The organism is Afipia sp. GAS231 (assembly GCF_900103365.1).
Lineage (GTDB): Bacteria > Pseudomonadota > Alphaproteobacteria > Rhizobiales > Xanthobacteraceae > Bradyrhizobium.
Window position 1 is genome coordinate 5,185,091 of record NZ_LT629703.1, and the last position, 19,898, is coordinate 5,204,988.

Here is a 19,898-nt window from a genome sequence, read left to right on the forward strand (position 1 = left end):
CACCGGGGAGGATGACCATGTCAGCCATGGTACGTCGTTTAATGGGACGTCGCCTATTTGCCGCCGCGAGCTTTGTTTCTATCTGTATCGCCCTGCCGGCATCGGCGCAGGAAACCGTCCGCATCCGCGGCACCGTCGAGCGGATCGACGGTCCGGTCTATGTGGTCAAAAATCGTGACGGCGCCGAGCTGAAGCTGACGCTGACCGACAACCCGCTGTTTGTCGTGATCGTTCCGTCCAAGATGAGTGACATCAAGCAGGGCATGTTTGTCGGCTCGGCCGGCATGATGCAGGCTGACGGCGTCCAGAAAGCCATTGAGGTTCACATTTTTCCGGAATCCATGCGCGGCACCGGCGAGGGCCATTACGACTGGGACCTGATGCCCAAGAGCAAGATGACCAATGCGAATGTCGAGCAGGCCGTCACCGGCGTCGACGGGCAGACCCTATCGGTGAAGTACAAGGACGGCGAGAAGAAATTGCTCGTCACCCCGGAAACCGTCGTGGTCACCTACGAGATGGGCAAGAAGGAAGAAGTGCAGCCCGGCACCAAGATTTTCGTGGCCGCCGCGAAAAAGCAGCCTGATGGTACCGTGCAGGCGCCGCGCATCACCTATGGCCGAAACGGGCAGGCGCCGGCGTTCTGACGAGACAGCCACCGATCGGGCTGCGCATCGCGTTGCAGCAACAAATTCGCTTGTCGCCGCAACAATCCGGCTCTTAAATCGTATGAGGTAGGGAACGCCGGCCGAACAAGCTGGCACAACGCCGGAGCCCGCTGATGTGGATCCTGTTGCTGCTGCCGTTTATCGGTCTGCTGTGGGTGCCTTTCTATAACTTCACCGAGCCTTCGTTGTTCGGCTTTCCATTCTTCTACTGGTACCAGCTCGCCTGGGTGCCGATCTCCTCGCTGCTGATCTGGCTGGTTTATCGCAGCCGTACGCCTGACGAAACGCCCTAGGGAGGGCATCGCCATGGCCGATCAGATCGAATGGGTTGCGCTCTCGGTTTTCATCTTCTTCTTTGCGCTCGTCACCGTGATGGGATTTCTGGCCGCGCGCTGGAAAGCCGGACCGGTCAGCGAACATCTCGATGAATGGGGGCTCGGGGGCCGGCAGTTCGGCACCTGGATCACCTGGTTCCTGGTCGGCGGCGATTTCTATACCGCCTATACCGTGATCGCCGTGCCGGCCCTGGTCTATGCGGTCGGCGCTTACGGCTTCTTTGCGCTGCCCTACACCGTCATCGTCTATCCCTTCGTCTTCGCGGTGATGCCCGTGCTGTGGAAGAAGGCGCATGCCAACGGCCACGTGACGGCCGCCGACGTGGTTCACGGCACCTACGGCTCGCGCGGCCTCGAACTGGCGGTTGCGATCACCGGCATGGTCGCGACCATGCCCTATATCGCCTTGCAACTGATCGGCATGGGGGTCGTGATCAAGGCGATGGGACTGACCGGCGAACTGCCGCTCGTCGCCGCCTTCATCATCCTGGCGTTGTACACCTATAGCTCCGGCCTGCGCGCGCCGGCGCTGATCGCCTTCGTCAAGGACATCATGATCTATATCGTGGTGCTGGTGGCCGTCGTTATCGTGCCGGCCAAACTCGGCGGCTATGGCGCGGTGTTCGCTGCCGCCAACGATGCGTTTGCGGCCAAGGGCGGCGCCACCGGTCTGATCCTGAAGCCGGCGCAGATGCTGCCCTATGCGACGCTGGCGCTGGGCTCGGCGTTGGCCGCCTTCATGTATCCGCATACGCTGACCGGCATCTTCGCCTCGAAGTCGGCCGATACCATCCGCAAGAACGCAATCCTGCTGCCGGCCTATACGTTGCTGCTCGGCCTGATCGCGCTGCTCGGTTACATGGCTTACGCCGCCAACATCAAGGTATCGTCGCCGAACGACGTGGTGCCGATGCTGTTCAAGGTGCTGTTCCCGTCCTGGTTCGCGGGCTTTGCGTTCTCGGCGATTGCGATCGGTGCGCTGGTGCCGGCGGCGGTCATGAGTATCGGCGCCGCCAACCTGTTCACCCGCAACGTCTGGAAGTCCTATGTCAATCCGAACATCAGCCACGCCGGCGAAGCGGCGGTGGCGAAGATCGCGTCGCTGGTGGTGAAGGTCGGTGCGCTCGCCTTCATCCTGTTCCTGCCGACGCAATATGCGCTCGACCTGCAACTGCTCGGCGGACTCTGGATCCTGCAGACCTTTCCGGCGCTGGTGTTCGGCCTGTTCACGCGCTGGTTCCGCTCCGAAGGCCTCTTGCTCGGCTGGGCCGCCGGCATCGGCTGGGGATCGTGGACGGCCTGGAGCAACGGCCTCAAACCGCTGGCGACCATCGATCTCGGCGGCGCCAGTTACGTGTTCTATGTCGGGCTCGGCGCGTTGCTGCTGAACATCGCGGTCGCCGCAGTCGCGACGGTGATTGCCGGAGTGATCTCGCCGAACCGAACCAGCGCTACTGCTCGATCCTGATATTGGCGGCCCTGGCGACACCGCCCCACCGGGCGATATCGTCGGACAAAATCTTTGCGAACGCTTCCGACGAATTGCCGACGGTGTCGATACCGAGTGGCTTCAGCCGTGCCTTCACATCGGGCAATGCGGCGATACGCATGAATTCGCTTTCGAGCTTCCTGGCGATCGCCGGCGGTGTACCCTTCGCCGCAAAAATGCCGCTCCATAGAACGGCGTCGACATCGGCGCCGGCCTCTTGGAAGGTCGGAACATCAGGCAGCTCTTCCATCCGTTTCGGCGCGGCGACGGCGAGCGCCCGAACCGTGCCGCTCTTGACCTGCGGCAAGACCGGACCTGCATCCGCAATGGTCGTGGTGACCTGGCCCGCCACCACCGCCAGCACCGACTCGTTGGCGCTCTTGTAGGGAATGACCTGCATCGGTGCGCCGGTCTTCTGCTTGAACAGTTCGGTCACCAACTGGAACGAAGCAGACGAACTCGCATAGTCGGTTTTGTCCGGATTGGCCTTGGCATAGGTCACGAGTTCCGCCGCCGATTTGATCGGCGATGCGGCGTTGACGATCATGATCAGCGGGAACGACGCCAGCTCGGAAACCGCGACAAAGTCGTCGATCGCATCATAGGGCAGCTTGGCGTAGACGGCTGGATTGATCGAGATGCCGCTGGCGCTCATCAAGAGCGTGTAGCCGTCCGGCTGCGACTTCGCGACGTATTCGGTCGCGACGATGGCGCCACCGCCGGGCTTGTTCTCGACGATCACGGGCTGGCCGAGGCTCTCGGACAGTTTCTGGCCGAACACGCGAGCGATGATGTCGTTGCCGCCGCCTGCCGCGAAACCGACGATGATGTGGATCGCCCGGCTCGGATATTTCGAAGGGTCTTCCTGCGCCAGCGTGGGCGTGGCGAGCGCCAGCCATCCAAGGCACGCCGTCATCAGAAAATTCCGGCCAGGCGTTCGCATGAAATCGACCTCTTGAATATCGGAATGAACGCTAGAGCTTCGTCACCTTGATATGCAGCACGGCGGCCTTGCCGTCATCGAGCGCCGCAAACGCGCGATCGATGGCGGGGCCAAGTTCGTCCGGCTCGGTGACGCATTCGCCATAGGCGCCGAACGCCTTGGCCACCTCGGAAAATTCCCGCCGGTCGCCCTGGCGGCCCGACATCAGGCGCGACTGGAACTGATCGGTTTCGGCGGCGATGCCCTTCGGATAGACCCGCTGCACCGCTGATTTCACCGCCTGCCATCCGCCATTGTCGAGCACCACGGTCAGAATCGGGATCTGGTATTGCTGCGCCACCGCATAGACGCTGTCGGGCGAGGAAAAATGAAAGCCGCCGTCCCCGATCACCTGCACGATGCGACGGCCGGGTTGCGCTAGCTTCAGCCCCAGCGCCATGCCGCCGGAGAACCCGAGCCCGCCGCCGGCAAGCCCGACATAGCTCTGCGGCCGGGTGCGAACGACATGCTCCTGCAGGATCGGTCCGTTACGGATCGCCTCATTGAGGACGACGTCATCAGGCGCAAGTTTCCCGCTAAGGGTCGCGAAGACGAAGGCCGGGTTCAGCGCGCCCGAAACACCCTTGTTGGCGGCAGCCGTCGCGCGTCGCTTGGTCGACGCCCCGCGTGTGGTACCCCAGCTTGCGATGCGCTCAGCGACGCGCTTGCGGTAGGCGTCGTCGGAGCGAGCCTCGACCGCCGCTAACACCTGGTTCAATACGGTGGCGCAATCGCCCTGAACCCGCATGTCGGTGGCAAAGCCCCACATCGGAAAATCGGCTTTTAGCGGATCGATATCGATCTGGATCCACTTGATCGCGTTCGCACGCTTGGCGTATTGCGGCACGAACGGCACGTCGGAATCGAGCAGCAGGCCGAGATCGGCATGCTCCAGCAGAGGCAGCGGATCGGAGCCGGCGAAGCACGGCGAGTCCTGCGGGATGTTGAGGTCGATCGAATTGAATTCGGCGACGCGGATGCCGCAGGTGCGCGCCAGCCGATCGAACACGGCGACCGCTTCCGGCTTGCGGCCGAGATAGGCCGCGAATGCCACCGGATTCTCGGCCGCCATCAACGCCTCTGCAATCGCGTTCGCTCGCGCCGGTTCGACGCCGCCGGCGTGCACGCTGCCATAGCGCGCCGCCGGATAGGGCGGCATCGCGGTCTCGTCCCATTCCTCGGCCAATGTCTCGCGCGGCAGCATCATGTAAACGGGGCCGGGCGGGTCGCTGTGCGCGAAGGCGCCGGCGCGGGCCAGCGCTTCTTTCACGACCACGCCTGAGGGCAGCGAATATTCCCATTTGACATAGGGGCGGACGATGCTGGCGATGTCGAACGGGTCCTGCACGAAATGCACATAGGTGTCGCGTGATCCGGTCAGTTCACCATGCAGCGTGTGCGGCGCGCGTCCGGCGAACAGCAGCACCGGCAGCCGATAGCGGAACAGGTTCTGGATCGCCATGCAGGCGTTGGCGGTGCCGGCGTCGACATGCACCAGCACGGCCTGGGCGCGTCCGGTCGCCAGCGCATAGCCGCCGGCCATGTGCACCGCGACGACTTCGTGCGGGCACAGGATCACCTCGGGATGCGCCCGGCCTTCCTTGTCCCAGCGCGCCATCTCCTCGATCAGCGAGACATGGTCGGTGCCGAGATTGGCGAAGATGTATTCGACACCGAGATCGACCAGGCCTTCGAGGAAATAATGTGCGGTGCTGTACCGGCTCATGCCCTATCGCTTCTCGGCGACGAATTTGTTGCGCAGCGTGCCGATCCCGGTGATGTCGATTTCGACGACGTCGCCGGCCTTGATATCGGGGGAGGCGCCGTCGGTGCCCATCCAGATCACGTCGCCCGGCCACAGCGTGAAATATTTGGTCAGTTCGACGATGAACGGCACGATGCCGAAGATCATGTCGTTGGTGTGGAAATGGCCGGTCTGCTTGCCATTGACCCGGATGGTGGTTTCCATCTTGTCGAGATCGACGTCGGTCTCGATCCACGGACCCATCGGCTTGAAGGTGTCGGCGTTCTTGGAGCGCCACAGCCCGCGATCGGCCTTCTGCCAGGTGCGCTCGCTGACATCGTTGCCGATGGTGTAGCCGAACACGCAGGACATCGCATTGGCCTCGGTAAGATGCTTGGCCTTTTTGCCGATCACGACCGCGAGTTCGCCTTCGTAATGAATCTTCTCGGTCGCGGTGGCCGGGATCACCACATCCTCGTCGTGTGCGATCAGCGCGTTCTGGGCGCGATAGCCGATCTCCGGCCGGTCAGGCACGTTCGGCACCGTGCCGGCCTTGTCGGCGGCTTCCTTCAGATGCTTGAGGTAGTTCAGGCCGACGCAATAGAAGGTGCGCGGGATCAGCGGCAGCTCGATCTTCACCTCCTTCAGCGCATGGGTCTGCGCGCCGCGCTGCCATTCGCCGAAGGGATCGCCGTTGACGGTGACCACCTTGTCGCCCTCGACGAGGCCCCAGGATGTTTTTCCGGCGGCGGTGAATTTGAGCCAGCGCATGTGGATTCCTCTTGTTCTTCTTGTTATTCGGCCGCGACTTGCGGCGGGGTTTTCCAGGCGCCGGCGGCGGGACGCCGCAGACCGAGATTTTCGCGCAGCGTCGTTCCGGCGTAATCCTTGTGGAACAGCCCGCGGCGCTGCAGTTCCGGCACCACGTGCTTGACAAAGTCAGCATAGGAGCCGGGCACATAGGTTGCGGCAATGACAAAGCCGTCGCAGCCGCGGTTGACGAACATCTCTTCCAGTTTGTCGGCGATTTCCTTCGGCCCGCCGACCATGGCGTCCTGGGTCTGGCCGCGGCCGGAGAAGGTGATGAAGTCACGCGTGCTCGGGTTCGGTTTGCCCGACGTCTTGAGCACGCCGTCGCGGATGCCGAGCATGCCTTGCATGCCCTGAAGCTCTTCGGTGGTCAGCGGCTCGTCGATGCCCTTGGCGGCGAAGTCGAAGTTCAGTCCCTCGGCGAGCAGCGACAGCGCGTCGATCTCCAGCGGCAGCTTGCCGATCAGCGCCATCTTGTCTTCGGCTTCCGATTGGGTCGCGCCCACGACCGGGGTGATCAGGTTGCAGAGGAACATCTGGTCGGGATCGCGGCCGGCCTTGGCGGCTTCGTTTCGGATCGCATCATAGCCCTGCTTGGCGCCGGTCAGGTTGCGCGCCGCTGTGAAAATCACCTCGCCCCACCGGCCGGCGAAGCGCTGGCCGCGGCCGGAAGCGCCGGCCTGGATGACGACGGGATGGCCCTGTTGCGAGCGCGGCACGGTGAACGGGCCACGCGACTTGAAGAACGTCCCCTTGTGATCGAGCCGTTTCACCTTGGTCGGATCGGCAAAGCGCCCGCTCTTCTTGTCGATGATCAGCGAGCCGTCTTCCCAGGAATCCCAGTGGCCGAGCACCACTTCCATGAACTCGTCGGCGCGGTCGTAGCGATAATCATGATCGAGATGGGCGTCCTTGCCCATATTGTGGGCTTCGCCGTCGTTAACGGAGGTCACGACGTTCCAGGCGGCGCGGCCATTGGTCATCAGGTCGAGGGTGGCAAACCGACGGGCGACGTCGAACGGCTCGAAATAGGTGGTCGAACAGGTCGAGGCTAACCCGAGTTTGGTGGTGACCATGCCCATCGTGGTCAGCACCACGATCGGGTCCATCTTCACACAGCGGATGCCGTATTCGACCGTATGGGCGTGATCGTTGCCGTAGCGATCCGGCATTGCGAGGCGGTCGTCGAAGAACGCCATGTGGAATTTTCCGGCTTCGAGAACCCGGGCGATTTCCTGGTAGTAATCGGCCGACATCGAATCGTCGCGCGATTCCGGATGTCGCCACGAGCTCGGCAGGTTGGTGCAGTTCTGCGCCTGCAGGAAGCCCACCATCGCCATTTGCCGTGTCATGTTATTCTCCTTGTGCGGGCGGGGTTCATTTCAGATCGAGTTCGGCGGCGAGCTTGTAGTCTGACGCGAGCGACTTCAGTTTGTCCCAGGTCGCGTCCTCGATCTCGATACCTTCGGCCCGACGCTTCTGTTCGCGGATGTATTCGATCTCGCCCGGATAGAACACGCCGGGAGAGCCTTCCGACGGTGGCGTCGATTTGAGATAGCGGGCGAATTCGCCGACCTCCTTTTCGAAATCCTTGAGCGGCCGGAATGCGGCGACGTTGAACACCGCCATGAACGTTCCGTCGTTGTGGCGGCCGGTCGGCTCGACGCCAAAACCGAGCCCGGTGAGCAGGCCACACAGCACCTCGACCATCGCGGCGAGGCCCGAGCCCTTGTAGCCCTCGCTGCCGCCGAGTGGCAGCAGTGCGCCGCCCTTGCGGTATTGGGTGGGGTCGGTGGTGTGCCGGCCCTCGGCATCGATGATCCAGCCTTGCGGAATCTGTTCGCCGCGCGCGACCGACAACGCGATCTTGCCTGCGGCGACCGCCGACGTCGCCATGTCCAGATAGAATGGAGCTTCGAGGTCGGACGGCACCGCAATCGAGATCGGATTGGTGCCGAGCCGGGCCTCGCGGCCGCCGAACGGTGCGACATGCTTCGGCGAACGGCCGGAATCCGCGGCGGCAATCCCGATCATGCCGGCCCGCATCGCCATCATCGGATAGGCGGCCAACCGTCCGACATGGCTCTGCCGGAACACGGTGCAGGCCGCGACGTTGGCGGTCTTGGCCTTTTCGATCGTCATCGCCATTGCCTTGGCGTTGACGTGAAAGCCGAACCCCCAGTGACCGTCGATTACGGTGGTGGTCGGCGATTCCTGCACGATGGTCCACTTCGCGCCAGGTACGATGTGACCAGCCTTGACGCGGTCGATATAGGTCGGGATCGCGATCACCCCGTGGGAGTCATGTCCGGCGAGGTTGGCGTTGACGCAGCCGACCGCCACCGCGCCCGCTTCCTCCTCCGATGCGCCGGCGGCCCTCAGCAGCGCCGCGCCGATGCGCGTGAGACGGTCGGCCTGAACGATCGGCATGGGATTTCCTCTTAAAATGCCCACGCGAGCGGCGGGTCTTGCTTGTTGCAGGCTTGCTTGTTGCGGATATTGCTTGTTATCCACCGCGCATGGTCTCAAAGCGGTGGCTTGAGAGCAAGCGCAGAATGTCCTGAGTGCCATGCCGCAGGACGCGCCTGGCGCGACCGGGATTTCATCAGGCGGAACCGGTGTGGCGGCACACGGAAATTGCCGGCATGGCAACGCGCGTGCCGGCGGCCACAACATCCCCAACAGAACCTTAATTTCTCAGTGTTTCTGCGGAGGCCGTTCGGCCGGCATTTACTCTGAATCGTATCTTCGGACCGCCAATAACGTCCATTTAGGCGTCTCCCGCGCATAAATCCCGCGGGGGCTGGCCCGTGTTGTCCGCAGGGAGCTTGGGGACGTGAAGACCGAAATCGTGCGTACGTTTGCGGCGTTGAACGCCACCAACGAAGCGATTCTGTACGCAAAATCACCCGAAGAACTGTACCGGAAAGTCAGCGAAGCCGCCTTCTTCAGCGGAGACTTCCTGGCCTCGGCGATCTTTCTGCTGGAGCCGGGTACCAACCTGCTGCGTTTCGCTGCCGGCTGTGGCGACGACATCACCCGCCTGCGCAGTATCAACATTTCGATCGTGGCCGGTACACCCGAGGGCTCAGGGGTCTGCGGGCAGGCCTTTCGCGACCAGCGGGTGATCATCAGCAACGATTTCCTCAACGACCCGCGTTCGACCGCCTGGCGCGACGGCGCCAAAACCGGACAGGTCGGAGCGGCGGCAGCGCTGCCGCTGACCTGCAATGGCCACAGCGTCGGCGTCTTCCTCGTTACCCGGCGCGAACCCGGCTCGCTCAATCGCCAGATCATTTCGATGCTGGAACGGGTGTCGGCGAACGTGTCGTTCGCGCTCGACAATTTCGATCATGAGGCCGCGCGCAAGGACGGCGAGCGGGCAATGCGGCGGCTGAACCGGATGTTCGGCGCCATCAGCGCCACCAACGAAGCTATTCTGCGCGCCAAGACCGAACAGGAACTCTATCAGCGGGTTTGCGATGCCGCCGTCTACAGCGGAAAATCCGTCGCCACCGCCGTGCTGCTGGCCGAGCAAGACTCGAACTGGTTGAAGCCGGTCGCCGGCACCGGCGAAAGCCTCCATTTGATTACGCGGTCGCGCTTCTCGATCGATCCCGATAATGAATATGGCAAGGGCATTTCCGGTGAAGCGTTCCGGACGCAGCGCCCTTGCGTCAATGACGACCTGGCAGCGACCGTGCAGGGTGGGCCCTGGCAAGAGGCTCAGCGCGAGTCCGGCGTGATGGCCTGTGTGGCGGTCCCCCTGACCAGGGTGGGCCGAAGCGTGGGCGTGCTGCTGTTCTTCGTCAGCAAATCCTGGGCGGAAGACGAGGAGATCATCGCGCTGCTGGCGCGGATTGCCGAGAACGTATCGTTCGCGCTCGATAATTTCGAACGCGCGAGCGAAAAGGCCGTTGCCGACCAGCAGCAGGAGCGGTTGACGCGCATGTTCGCGGCGCTCAGCGCCACCAACGAGGCGATCATGCGGGCGAAGTCCCGCGCCGAACTGCATGAACTGGTGTGCGAAGCCGCCGCCAACGGCGGGCGCTTTAATTCGACCAGCATCCTGCTGGCGCGGCCCGACAGCGACTATCCCGATATGGTCGCGGTGGCCGGACCGACCGCGGAAAACATGCGCCGGGTGAAGGTTTCGTTCGACGCGGCTCACCCGGAAGGGCACGGGTTGTGCGGAAACGCATTTCGTTCCCGGCAAGCTTGCGTCGCCAACGACCTGCGCGGTGATCCGCGAGGCGCGACGTTTCAAAAATTCATTCTCAGCGACGGCGCAAGGTCGGGCGCAGCCTTTCCGCTGTTCGTTTCCGGTCAGCCCGTTGGCGTGATGTTCTTCATTTCCGCCGAAGCAGATACGTTCACGCCCGAATTCGCCGAATTGTTGCAGCGGCTCGCCGATAACGTATCGTTCGCGCTGGAGAGTTTCGATCGTGCCGACGAGAAGGCGAAAACCGAGGGGCAGAAGGAAGGCCTGGCGCGTATGTTGGGCGCGCTCAGCGCGACCAACGAAGCGATCGTGCGCGCAAGGTCGCGCAGCGAGTTGTTCGAACTGGTGTGCGAAGCGACCGCTCAGGGTGGCAAGTTCACCTCGACCTCGATCGCGCTGATTAGGTCGGATAGCGACTATCTGGACGTCGCAGGCGCGGCGGGGCCGACGGTAGCCAGCGCGCGCGAAGTGAAATTGTCATTCAACGAAGCCCATCCGGAAGGGCGCGGGGTCGGCGGCCGTGCGATACGTTCGCGACGGCCCAGCATCATCAACGACTATCTTGCCGACCCGCCAAGTCAGGCGTTTCACGCCCGGGCGCGCCACGACGGCGCCAATTCCGGCGCGGCCTTTCCCCTGTTCGTGCAGGGGCGGGTGGTCGGCGTCATGGTCTACATTTCGCTCGAGAAGGGCACGTTCACGCCGGAGTTCGCCGAATTGCTGCAGCGGCTCGCGGACAACGTGTCGTTCGCACTGGAGAATTTCGACCGCGCCGACGAGAAGGCCAGGACCGAGGAACAGAAGGAGCGGCTGGGGCGGATGTTCGCGGCGCTCAGCGCCACCAACGAAGCAATCATGCGGGCAAAGTCCCGTACCGAGTTGTTCGATCTGGTCTGTGCGGCGGCCGCCACCGGCGGCAAGTTCACCTCGACCACCATCGCGCTGGCGAAACCCGGCAGCGACTACCTCGACGTCGTCGCCACCGGCGGACCGGCTGCCGTCAGCGCGCGCTCCGTATTGATGTCGACCAACGAAGCCCACCCTGAAGGGCGCGGAGCGTGCGGCATGGCGTTCCGTTCGGGAGCGGCCTGCATCATCAACGATTATCTCGCCGATCCGCGCTGCCAGGCGTTCCATCCCCAGGCGATCAAGGACGGCACGCGATCCGGCGCGTCGTTTCCGTTGTTTGCGCGCGGGCAGGTGGTCGGCATTCTCGTGTTCGTCGCGACCGAGAAGGATACGTTCACGCCGGAATTCTCCGAACTGCTGCAGCGGCTCGCCGACAATGTGTCGTTCGCGCTGGAGAATTTCGCCCGCGTCGACGAAAAGGCGCAAGCCGACCAGCGCATCGAGTATCTGGCGTCGCATGACAGCCTGACCAACCTGCCGAACCGCGACATGTTCAACGGGATGCTGCGGCTGGCGATCGACGCCGCGCAACGTTACGATCGCCGGTTTGCCGTGCTGTTCATCGATCTCGACCGGTTCAAGGTCATCAACGATTCGCTGGGGCATGACGCCGGCGACATGCTGCTGGTGGAAATCGGCGGCAGGCTGCGGCGCGCGCTGCGTTCGAGCGACGTCGTGGCTCGGCTCGGTGGCGACGAATTCGTGGTCATCCTGGAAGAGGCCGCCGAGCGCCACGAGGTCGAGCGGATCGCCAGCGAACTGTTGTCGGTGCTGAGCCAGCCGCTGCAGTTGAGCGGCCACGAATGTCACACCACGGCCTCGATCGGGATTGCGATGTATCCGGCTGATGGCGCCGACATGCAGACGCTGACCAAGAATGCCGACATGGCGATGTATCTCGCCAAGGAAGACGGCAAGAACGGTTTCCGTTTCTTCACCCGCGAGATCAAGACGCAGTCGATCGAGCGGCTGACGCTGGAGAGCGCGCTGCGCCGCGCGCTGGAGCGCGACCAGTTTTCGCTGCATTATCAGCCCAAGGTCGACATGGTGAGCGGCCAGATCACCGGCGTCGAGGCGCTGTTGCGCTGGAACCATCCCGAACTCGGCATCGTCTCGCCGGGCCAGTTCATTCCGCTCGCCGAGGAAACCGGGCTGATCGTTCCGATCGGCCGCTGGGTGCTGAAGGAAGCCTGCACACAGAACATGGCGTGGCAGCGTCGCGGCCTGCGGCCGGTGACGATGGCGGTCAACCTGTCGCCGCGGCAATTCGCCGACCCGCATCTGCTGCACGATGTCGACGAGGCGCTGCTCGCAAGCGGCATGTCGCCGGTGCTGCTGCAGCTCGAAGTCACCGAAAGCATGGTGATGCGCAACGTGTCCCGCGCGATCAAGGTGCTTGATGCGGTCCAGAGCCGCGGCATTCGCCTCGCAATCGACGATTTCGGCACCGGTTATTCGTCGATGTCGCTGATGAAGCAGTTCCCGATCGACACCATCAAGATCGACCGCTCCTTCGTCCGCGACCTACCGATCGATACCGAAGATCAGGCGATCGCGCAGGCGATCATCAGCATGGGCAAGGCGCTCGGCATGACCGTCATTGCTGAGGGCGTCGAGACCGTGGAGCAGGAAGCGTTCCTGCGCAGCCATGCCTGCGACGAAATGCAGGGCTTTCTGTTCTCGAAACCACTGCCGGCGCGGGAGATGGCCAATCTGCTGCGGGCCGAGGCGCAGATTTCCTCGCCGCCGCTACAGCCCAGCGCGGAGGACGAAATCCTCAAGGCCGAAGTTCGAGCAAGACTTAGCCTCAATCAAGACTGAGCCTCAATCAAGGCGGAAAGGCGCTGTCGTCTGTTGGCTGCGGATGCAGCTCGCGGACCTCAGGTTCGGCCATTGCCGCCTTGCGCGGAAAATCATAAGGCCAGGGCACCAGCGTCTCCCCGGCCATCGCCTTGAGAAAGACGTCGGCGCCGGCGGTACAGGTCGCGCCGTCAGGCAGCGCGAGCTCCGCGCACCATTCGATCGGTAACGGCTCGGCGATGTTGCGCAACTCCATCGCCGGTCCCCACCACCAGGCCGGAGCCGGCGATCGCGCGTCCTCGGGAACCGCGCGCCATCGGGTAAACTCGCCGATCATGCGCTCGAATTGCAGTTTCGCCGCTGGATGCATTCAATCTCCTGACGCCAGATGATATCCGCATTCCGCGCGCGGCGCCAATGCGCGCCACCCGGTCATGGCCGGATATCGCCAGCGGGGGCCAAATTCGCATGGCGTTCCTGATGGAACGCGCCAACGGGGGAACGGTTGCCAGGCCCTATTTTGCTCAAGTCCTATTTTGCCGCCGATTTGGCCTTGGCCGTCAAGCCCAGCAGCCGCTCGGCGTTGCCGCCGGCCACCAGCGCCATGTCCTTTTCGCTGACGCCCGTGACCCGGCCGAGGAAGCCGACCGGATCCGGCTCCGCCATGTCGAACGGATAATCGGTGCCCAGCATGATGTGATCGGCGCCCCAGATCTCGATCAGGTGCCTGAGCTCGCGTTCGTCGAACACCACCGTGTCGAAATAGAGCTTCTTCAGATATTCCGACGGCTTCTTCTGGATGGTGACGCGGCAATCCTCGCGATGCGCCCAGGCGTGGTCGAAGCGGCCCCAATAGCCGGGGATGTAGCCGCCGCCGTGCGCGATGCAGATCTTGAGTTTGGGAAACCGCTCGAGATAGCCGTCGAACACCAGTTGTCCGACGCATAGCGCGGAATCCAGCGGGTGTCCGATCGTGTTCGGAAAATAATGATCCTCCATGCGTCCGACCAGGCTGGTGCCGAACGGATGCAGGAAGATCATCACGTCGAGCTCTTCGACGCGGGCGAAGAATTTTTCCAGGCCGGCGCGGGTCAGATCGACACCCCTGACATTGGTGCAGAGTTCGACGCCGCGAAATCCGAGCTTGTTGACGGTGCGGTCGAGTTCGGCAACGGCCATGCCGGGATCCTGCAGCGGCACCGTGCCCATGCCCAGCAGCCGGTCCGGATGTTTCGCCACCATGCCAGCGATGTGATCGTTGACCATGTGGCAGCTGTCGCGGGCGACTTCCGGTGGCGCGGCATACACGAAATGGCCGGGATAGGGCGAGATCACCTGCACGTCGATGCCGTCGCGGTCCATGTCGGCGAAGCGGGTTTCGAGATCGGTCAGTTTCGGAAAATCGATCTTACCGCGCTGCGGCTGGATGCTCCTGGTGAGATCGTTGACATGCGCGTTGGCGTTGGGCGTGTGTCCGCCGCCCTGAATGCCGGTCGCCTTCAGCACCATCGCGTTGGCCTCAGGCACCATGCAATGGCAGTGAATGTCGATGGTGCGCCAGGGTTTGCTGAACGGCTTTGCTTTCCCGGAGCGCGATGGCGCGCTGCCGTGATCGGTCGCGGGGCCGCAGACTTTGCATTGAAACAGCATGGACAATTCCATGGGAAATAATTGCGGGAATAGCGTTGCCGCGCCGGGGTTATTTCTCTTCCGCCGCCGTCGATGTCGCCGGACCCTCGCCCATGATCAGGAGAACGGCGTCTTCATCCTTGGCGCCGTCCCAATGCACCTGCTTGCCGAAATGGGTGACGAAGCTGCCGGCCGGCATCGGCGTGGTATTGGCGGGATCGAATTTCGGACCCGTGCCGACCCACCAGGTGCCCTGCAGCACGACGATGTAGCGGTCGTTGGGGTGGAAGTGCGGGCGGCTGAAATGATTGCCCTTGGTCCACTTGGTATAGACCATGTAGAAGCCGGGTTTGCTTGGATCGCCAACAACGACAGCGTTTTGCCCGCCTCGTGCGTCAACAGGGCTCCACGGGATCTGGTCGGGCAATTTGTAGGCCACGGCGGCGGGATTGAGTTCAGCGGCGGAGCTGATGCCGAGCATTCCGGCGAACACAAGCGGGGTTGCAAGATATCGCCAGAAACCGGTCGCCTTCATGGTTCTCTCCCCTGATCATTCCGCGAGCTGTGCATCGCTCGTCTCTATTATTGCCGATGCTAGCCGGTCTCGTTCCCGAGGAGCAAGCCGCGTAGATACCTGCATGACAGGTGCGTGCGACAAAATGAAGTGACCGACAACGCAACTGCAGCATGAAAAACGGGATTTACGCCGCGGATTGCAGTGCTAGGTTGCGGCCCAACAAAAACACCAAAGGAGGACTTGCTACATGAAGCGTATGTCGAAACTTGCGGCCGGTTTGCTGATCGGCGCCGCCGCTTTCCAGTTTTCGGGCGTGGCGTCGGGCCAGGACGATGGCTGGATCACGCTGCTCGACAGCACCAAAAAGGGTGACTGGACCGAAGTCGGCAAGGCCAATTGGGAGATGAAGGACGGCGCGCTCGCCGCCGACAAGCTCGACGACGGCAAGGTTCTCTCCTATCTAGTCAGCAAGGATTCCTACAAGGACTTCCAGATCAGGGCGGAGTTCTGGACCGATGAGGAAGCCAATAGCGGCATCTTCATCCGCTGCGACGCCAGGGACAAGATCGATTCCAAGATCTGCTACGAGGTCAATATTTTCGACAAGCGGCCCGACCCGAGCTACGGCACCGGCGCGATCGTCGATGTCGCCAAGGTCGATCCGATGCCGAAGGCGGCGGGCAAATGGAACACCTACGAGATCACCGCCCAGGGCTCGCATCTCGTGGTCGTGCTCAACGGCCAGAAGACCGCCGACGTCCAGGACAGCAGGCACAATGCCGGCGGGCCGTTCGCGCTTCAGTACGGCTCGGGCGTCGTCAAGTTCCGCAAGGTGCAGATCAAGCCGCTGTAATCGAGCGCGGCAGAGCAATCTCGCTCCGGAATCAAAAAGCTCACCCGTCTTCGACGGGTGAGCTTTTCCTTGTCCGCAAAGTCGGAAGCGCTACTTTAGGCTGGATGTGGTGTTGACGACGGTCGCGCCGCCCGTACCCGCGGCAAGGCCCTTGACGGTGTAGGCGTTGACGGCGGCCATCAGCGGATCGTTCACGGTGGCCGTGATCAACCGCAGATACGTCATCAGCTTGCTCGATTCGACCGACGTCGAGTTCGACGTAAAGATCACGTCCTTGTTGTGCATCTCGAACTTGGTGGCGAGGAAGTAGCCCGCCGGATCGCGCAGGTTGAGATTATAGATGACCGGAACGACCAGGCCGCTGAACCGCGAGCAATCGATGCCGAGCTGTTCGGCGACTTCGCGCCGCTCGCCGCGATAGAGATAAACCGACGCGGGATCGGCGAGGTTGTCGTTAAGTCCGCCGGTCTTTCCCAGAGCCTCGGCAATCGAGAGCCGCCAGGCGCCAAATCCGAATTGTCCCTGCTGTCCCGACGCGCCGAAGGCGACGAAGGTCTGCGGCTGCGTGAACACGTAGATCATGTCCTGCGGCCGGACAAAGATGTTGTTGGTCGGCTCGTTGAGAAGCGACCCGAACGGCGCGGTCGCCTGGCGTCCCTCGCGTTCGAGCGTCACGAAGGTATCGAAGCCGGGATTGCGGGGGCCGCCGGCGCGCGAGATCGCATCGAGCAGGCGTTCGCCTGCGGCGTTCGCGGGAAACCGCGATGGGGTCCCGACTTCGCCGAGCACGCTGATGGAGGAGGCCTTCTGGTCGACGAGCGCAACGACTGCCTGCGGCTCGAGCGCGCGGTTCTTCAGCGCGTTGACGATCGCGGTCTGCACCTGCACCGCGGTTCGTCCCTGCGCCCTGATGTTGCCCGCGTATGGCACCGTGATGTTGCCCTGGGTGTCGACCGGCTGGTTCGGCAGCGTCACATAATTGCCGGGACGAACGCCGGCATCGACCGGAATGAACAGGCCGCCGGCTGCGGCCTCGAAGATCGTGACACTGACGGTATCGCCGATGCCGAAGCGGATTTCGGCCGGACCGCGCCGGTCGATAAACACCCGGCCGAGGCGAACCGAATTGCGCTCCAGGATATTTTCGACGTCCGGCGTGACCTTGACCATCGCATAGGGCAGGGCGGCAGGGTCGACCTGATCCATGCGAGCCAGGGCATTTGATGGCCCGGAGGTCGGAAGGCTGGAGCAGCCGCCATGGGCGAGGAGTATCGACAAGACGGAGGCGCGGGCGAGGAACCGCAGCGCGCCGGACAGGTCCCGTGGCAGACGCAGCGACCGCGTCGCGACCGGGTCCGCCCTTTGCTCGTCGCAAAAGTTTAGTCTTTTTGCCACGAGGGGGGACTCCGGGTTAACAAGACGCTACAGGCGAAAAATTATTCGCTTATGTTTAAAGGCGGGTTAATACCGCGGCGCAGCAGGGATTCTGCCGGCGATTATGATCGCGCGTTGCGCGAAATCTGGTGGAACAGGTTGTAAATTGTCCGATCGACACGCATCGATCGCGAGCGGAGCCGGCCGCCCTTGGCCGGATAGGTCGGGGCAAGCGTAAGGGCGGAGCCGATCGGCTCCGGGCGCGCTTGCCGCGCCAGGGTTCAGCTCTGGTAATAATCCCCGGACTTGATGCCCTTGTAGGATTCGATCTTCTGGATCGCGACCGGGTCGGCCTTGTTGAGGATGACACAGGCGAGACGGTCGCGAATGATGTCGGCTTCCGCGAGCGCGTCGAGCACGAGATCCCGTTTCGTCTCGCCCCACTCGACCACGAAGACGAACTGATCGACGAAGCGCTCGATCATCTTCACATCGACGACCGACATCACGGGTGCGATCTCGATGATGATGTAGTCATAGGATTTGCGGGCGACGGACAGCAGTTGCGCCATCATCGGCGACCCCAGCAGTTCGGCCGAATTCGGAATACGGGCTGGGGCAACGCATGGCAGGACATGAAGTCCCGACCGCTGCCGCCGCGAGACCAGCCAGGGCAGCCGGGTGGGATTTTCTAGGGCTTCGAGAAGTCCCTCGCGCGCGTCGGGCGCTAGCGCAGCGCTCAGCCTTCTGACGTGGAAATCGCTGTCGATGACCAGGGTACGCGCGCCGGATGCTGCGATCATCAGCGCCGCTAGATTGGCGCCGACGGTGGTCTTTCCTTCCTTCGGCAGCGAGGACACGATGCCGATGACCTTGGCGCCGTGTACGCCTCGGTTGGTATCGATCTGCGCCTTGACGTTACGAAGCGCCTCGGTGAAGCGGGAGTAGGGCGCATCGAGGACGAGTTCTTCCATCGGCGTCGACTTCGCTTCGACCAGCGGCAGAACCACGCATTTGGTTCCGGTGACCTGCTCGACCGCCTTGGGAGTCCGGAACACGTCCGCGACCCATTCCTTGCCGACGGCAGCACCTGCGCCAAGGAAGAGACCGAGCATCATGCTGCCCGCGAGCACGGCCCAGCCCTTCTTGGAATTCTTGGACAACGCCGGAACGGCGCGCGTGATCACCCGCGCGCTCTGGACCGGCATGGTTTCGGTTTCGATGGTGTTGATCTCTTTGTATTTCTGCAGCGTGCTGTCGTAGAGCTTGTGCAGCGCCTCTGCCGAGCTTTCGAGTTCGCGCAGTTCACTGCCGGCCTTGGTGCCGCCGGCCAGATTGGAGACGGTGGCCGCGATCTCGGTCTCGCGTGCCTTGGCGACCTGATATTCATTGGCGTAGGAATCGGCAATTCGCTTTTCCTCAGCCTGTATCGCTTCGCGCAGGCTGTCGGCCTGCCGGCGAATCTTGACGGCGATGGGGTGCTTGTCGCCGACATGGGATTCGATGTCGGCGGCCCTTGCCGACACGTCGCGGTACTGTCCGCGCAGTCTGATCAGTTCGTTGTTGGTCAGGGAAAACAGTTCGCCGGGCGACGTCAGTCCGGCCTTGGCGTTGTTGTTCAACGCATCAGTGCCCATCTGCGTCGTGATGTCTTCGCCGTTTCGCAGCCGGATGCGGTCGAGACGGCTCTTGGCTTCGGCCGCGGCGATCTGGGCGTTGGCGAGTTGGGTTTCCAGGTTGGCACGCTGCTCCTGGCCGCCGGCGGCGGTCTTCAGGTTGTTGGCGGCCCTGAAGTCCTGCAGCGCGAGATCGGCGTCCGCGGCCTGCTTCTTCAGTTCGACCAGGCGATCCTGCAGCCACTGGCTCGCGACCTTGGTGGAGGTGAGCTTGGCGCTCATCGTCGTCGCGACATAGCTTTCGGCGATCGCATTGGCGATTTTGGCCGCCTTGGCCCTGTCTTCGGATTCGAATGCCACGTTAATGACGTTGGCGATGTCTTCGCGTGTGACGGTCAGACGCTTGGAGATCGCTTCGACCGCGGTCCGCTCGAGCGCAGCTTCGGGATCATCGACGGGAGCGACGCGCACGCCAAACAGACCGGCGACGGCTTTCTTGATGTCACCGAGATAGTCCGAAATCCGCGCGCCGCCCATCTTGGGCTGGCCGACGAATTCGCTGTCGCGGGTCAGGCCCAGCGAGCGGATCATCGGAACGATGACACTGTCCGACGACATCACGTATTGCTGGCTACCGACTTCCGCTTCGTCGAACGTCGGCTGGTCGACGATCTTGTTGTTCTGCAGGTACCGGCTCATGCTGCGGTCGACCAGCACGCGCGCAGAGCTTTTGTATGGGTTAGGCACCGTGACGAAATAGACCGCCGCCAGCGCCAGTCCGATCAAGAATCCGTAGAGCGGAAAGCGCCAGCTGCGGCGCAAGGTCTCGAGAATATCGGTGGCGCCAATCGAGGGACGCGCGCTCGATCGCTGCGAATGATTCACATCGGAATATTCGTACTCGGCCTCGAGAGGCAGTTCGTTGGTTCTGGCATCCATTGGATCGTATC

Annotated in this window: 15 protein-coding genes; 5 read left to right on the forward strand and 10 right to left on the reverse strand. The window is 62.9% G+C overall.

Annotated features, from left to right (window positions below):
• Positions 1–17 precede the first annotated feature (17 nt).
• The 3 genes from BLS26_RS24480 to mctP all read left to right on the forward strand — a co-directional run bounded on the left by BLS26_RS24480 (position 18) and on the right by mctP (position 2,471).
• On the forward strand, positions 18–647 hold the full coding sequence (locus BLS26_RS24480; protein WP_157676578.1) for a hypothetical protein: 630 nt from the start codon (positions 18–20) through the stop codon (positions 645–647).
• A 134-nt stretch (positions 648–781) separates the two neighbouring features.
• Positions 782–961: a DUF3311 domain-containing protein gene (locus BLS26_RS24485; protein ID WP_092515166.1), complete on the forward strand. Its 180-nt coding sequence runs from the start codon at positions 782–784 to the stop codon at positions 959–961.
• A 13-nt stretch (positions 962–974) separates the two neighbouring features.
• Entirely contained in the window at positions 975–2,471 is a 1,497-nt protein-coding gene (gene mctP, locus BLS26_RS24490) for a monocarboxylate uptake permease MctP (RefSeq protein ID WP_092515167.1), read from the forward strand.
• Here the strand turns inward: mctP and BLS26_RS24495 are convergent.
• Genes BLS26_RS24495 through BLS26_RS24515 form a run of 5 tightly spaced genes read right to left on the reverse strand, consistent with a single transcriptional unit; the run spans position 2,455 to position 8,458 of the window.
• The gene (locus BLS26_RS24495) at positions 2,455–3,435 is read right to left on the reverse strand and encodes a tripartite tricarboxylate transporter substrate binding protein (protein ID WP_092515168.1); all 981 of its coding nucleotides are present in this window, start codon (positions 3,433–3,435) and stop codon (positions 2,455–2,457) included. The genes mctP and BLS26_RS24495 overlap by 17 nt on opposite strands.
• Before the next feature lie 31 nt (positions 3,436–3,466).
• Entirely contained in the window at positions 3,467–5,200 is a 1,734-nt protein-coding gene (locus BLS26_RS24500; protein ID WP_092515169.1) for a thiamine pyrophosphate-requiring protein, read from the reverse strand.
• Between the two features lie 3 nt (positions 5,201–5,203).
• Positions 5,204–5,989 (reverse strand): fumarylacetoacetate hydrolase family protein, encoded by a 786-nt coding sequence (locus BLS26_RS24505; RefSeq protein WP_092515170.1) that lies wholly within the window; start codon positions 5,987–5,989, stop codon positions 5,204–5,206.
• A gap of 23 nt (positions 5,990–6,012) precedes the next feature.
• Positions 6,013–7,380: an LLM class flavin-dependent oxidoreductase gene (locus BLS26_RS24510; protein ID WP_092515171.1), complete on the reverse strand. Its 1,368-nt coding sequence runs from the start codon at positions 7,378–7,380 to the stop codon at positions 6,013–6,015.
• Between the two features lie 25 nt (positions 7,381–7,405).
• On the reverse strand, positions 7,406–8,458 hold the full coding sequence (locus tag BLS26_RS24515) for an Ldh family oxidoreductase (protein WP_092515172.1): 1,053 nt from the start codon (positions 8,456–8,458) through the stop codon (positions 7,406–7,408).
• 406 nt (positions 8,459–8,864) lie between these two features.
• Here BLS26_RS24515 and BLS26_RS24520 point away from each other — a divergent pair, with 406 nt between their 5' ends.
• Positions 8,865–12,980, forward strand: coding sequence for a GAF domain-containing protein (locus BLS26_RS24520; protein ID WP_092515173.1), 4,116 nt, complete (start codon positions 8,865–8,867; stop codon positions 12,978–12,980).
• A gap of 7 nt (positions 12,981–12,987) precedes the next feature.
• Here BLS26_RS24520 and BLS26_RS24525 read toward each other — a convergent pair whose 3' ends face one another.
• The 3 genes from BLS26_RS24525 to BLS26_RS24535 form a co-directional block, all read right to left on the reverse strand.
• Positions 12,988–13,329 (reverse strand): hypothetical protein, encoded by a 342-nt coding sequence (locus tag BLS26_RS24525; protein WP_092515174.1) that lies wholly within the window; start codon positions 13,327–13,329, stop codon positions 12,988–12,990.
• A 161-nt stretch (positions 13,330–13,490) separates the two neighbouring features.
• Positions 13,491–14,609: an amidohydrolase family protein gene (locus tag BLS26_RS24530; protein ID WP_157676579.1), complete on the reverse strand. Its 1,119-nt coding sequence runs from the start codon at positions 14,607–14,609 to the stop codon at positions 13,491–13,493.
• Positions 14,610–14,658: 49 nt separating this feature from the next.
• Positions 14,659–15,123, reverse strand: coding sequence for a cupin domain-containing protein (locus tag BLS26_RS24535; protein WP_092515176.1), 465 nt, complete (start codon positions 15,121–15,123; stop codon positions 14,659–14,661).
• A gap of 229 nt (positions 15,124–15,352) precedes the next feature.
• Between BLS26_RS24535 and BLS26_RS24540 the strand changes: the two genes are divergently transcribed.
• Complete coding sequence (locus BLS26_RS24540; protein ID WP_092515177.1) at positions 15,353–15,958, forward strand: DUF1080 domain-containing protein; 606 nt, start codon at positions 15,353–15,355, stop codon at positions 15,956–15,958.
• A gap of 90 nt (positions 15,959–16,048) precedes the next feature.
• On the opposite strand, the gene BLS26_RS24545 is transcribed toward BLS26_RS24540, so the two are convergent.
• Both BLS26_RS24545 and BLS26_RS24550 read right to left on the reverse strand, forming a co-directional pair.
• Entirely contained in the window at positions 16,049–17,353 is a 1,305-nt protein-coding gene (locus BLS26_RS24545; RefSeq protein ID WP_371360663.1) for a polysaccharide biosynthesis/export family protein, read from the reverse strand.
• Between the two features lie 260 nt (positions 17,354–17,613).
• Positions 17,614–19,887: an AAA family ATPase gene (locus BLS26_RS24550; RefSeq protein ID WP_092515179.1), complete on the reverse strand. Its 2,274-nt coding sequence runs from the start codon at positions 19,885–19,887 to the stop codon at positions 17,614–17,616.
• Positions 19,888–19,898: the final 11 nt, after the last annotated feature.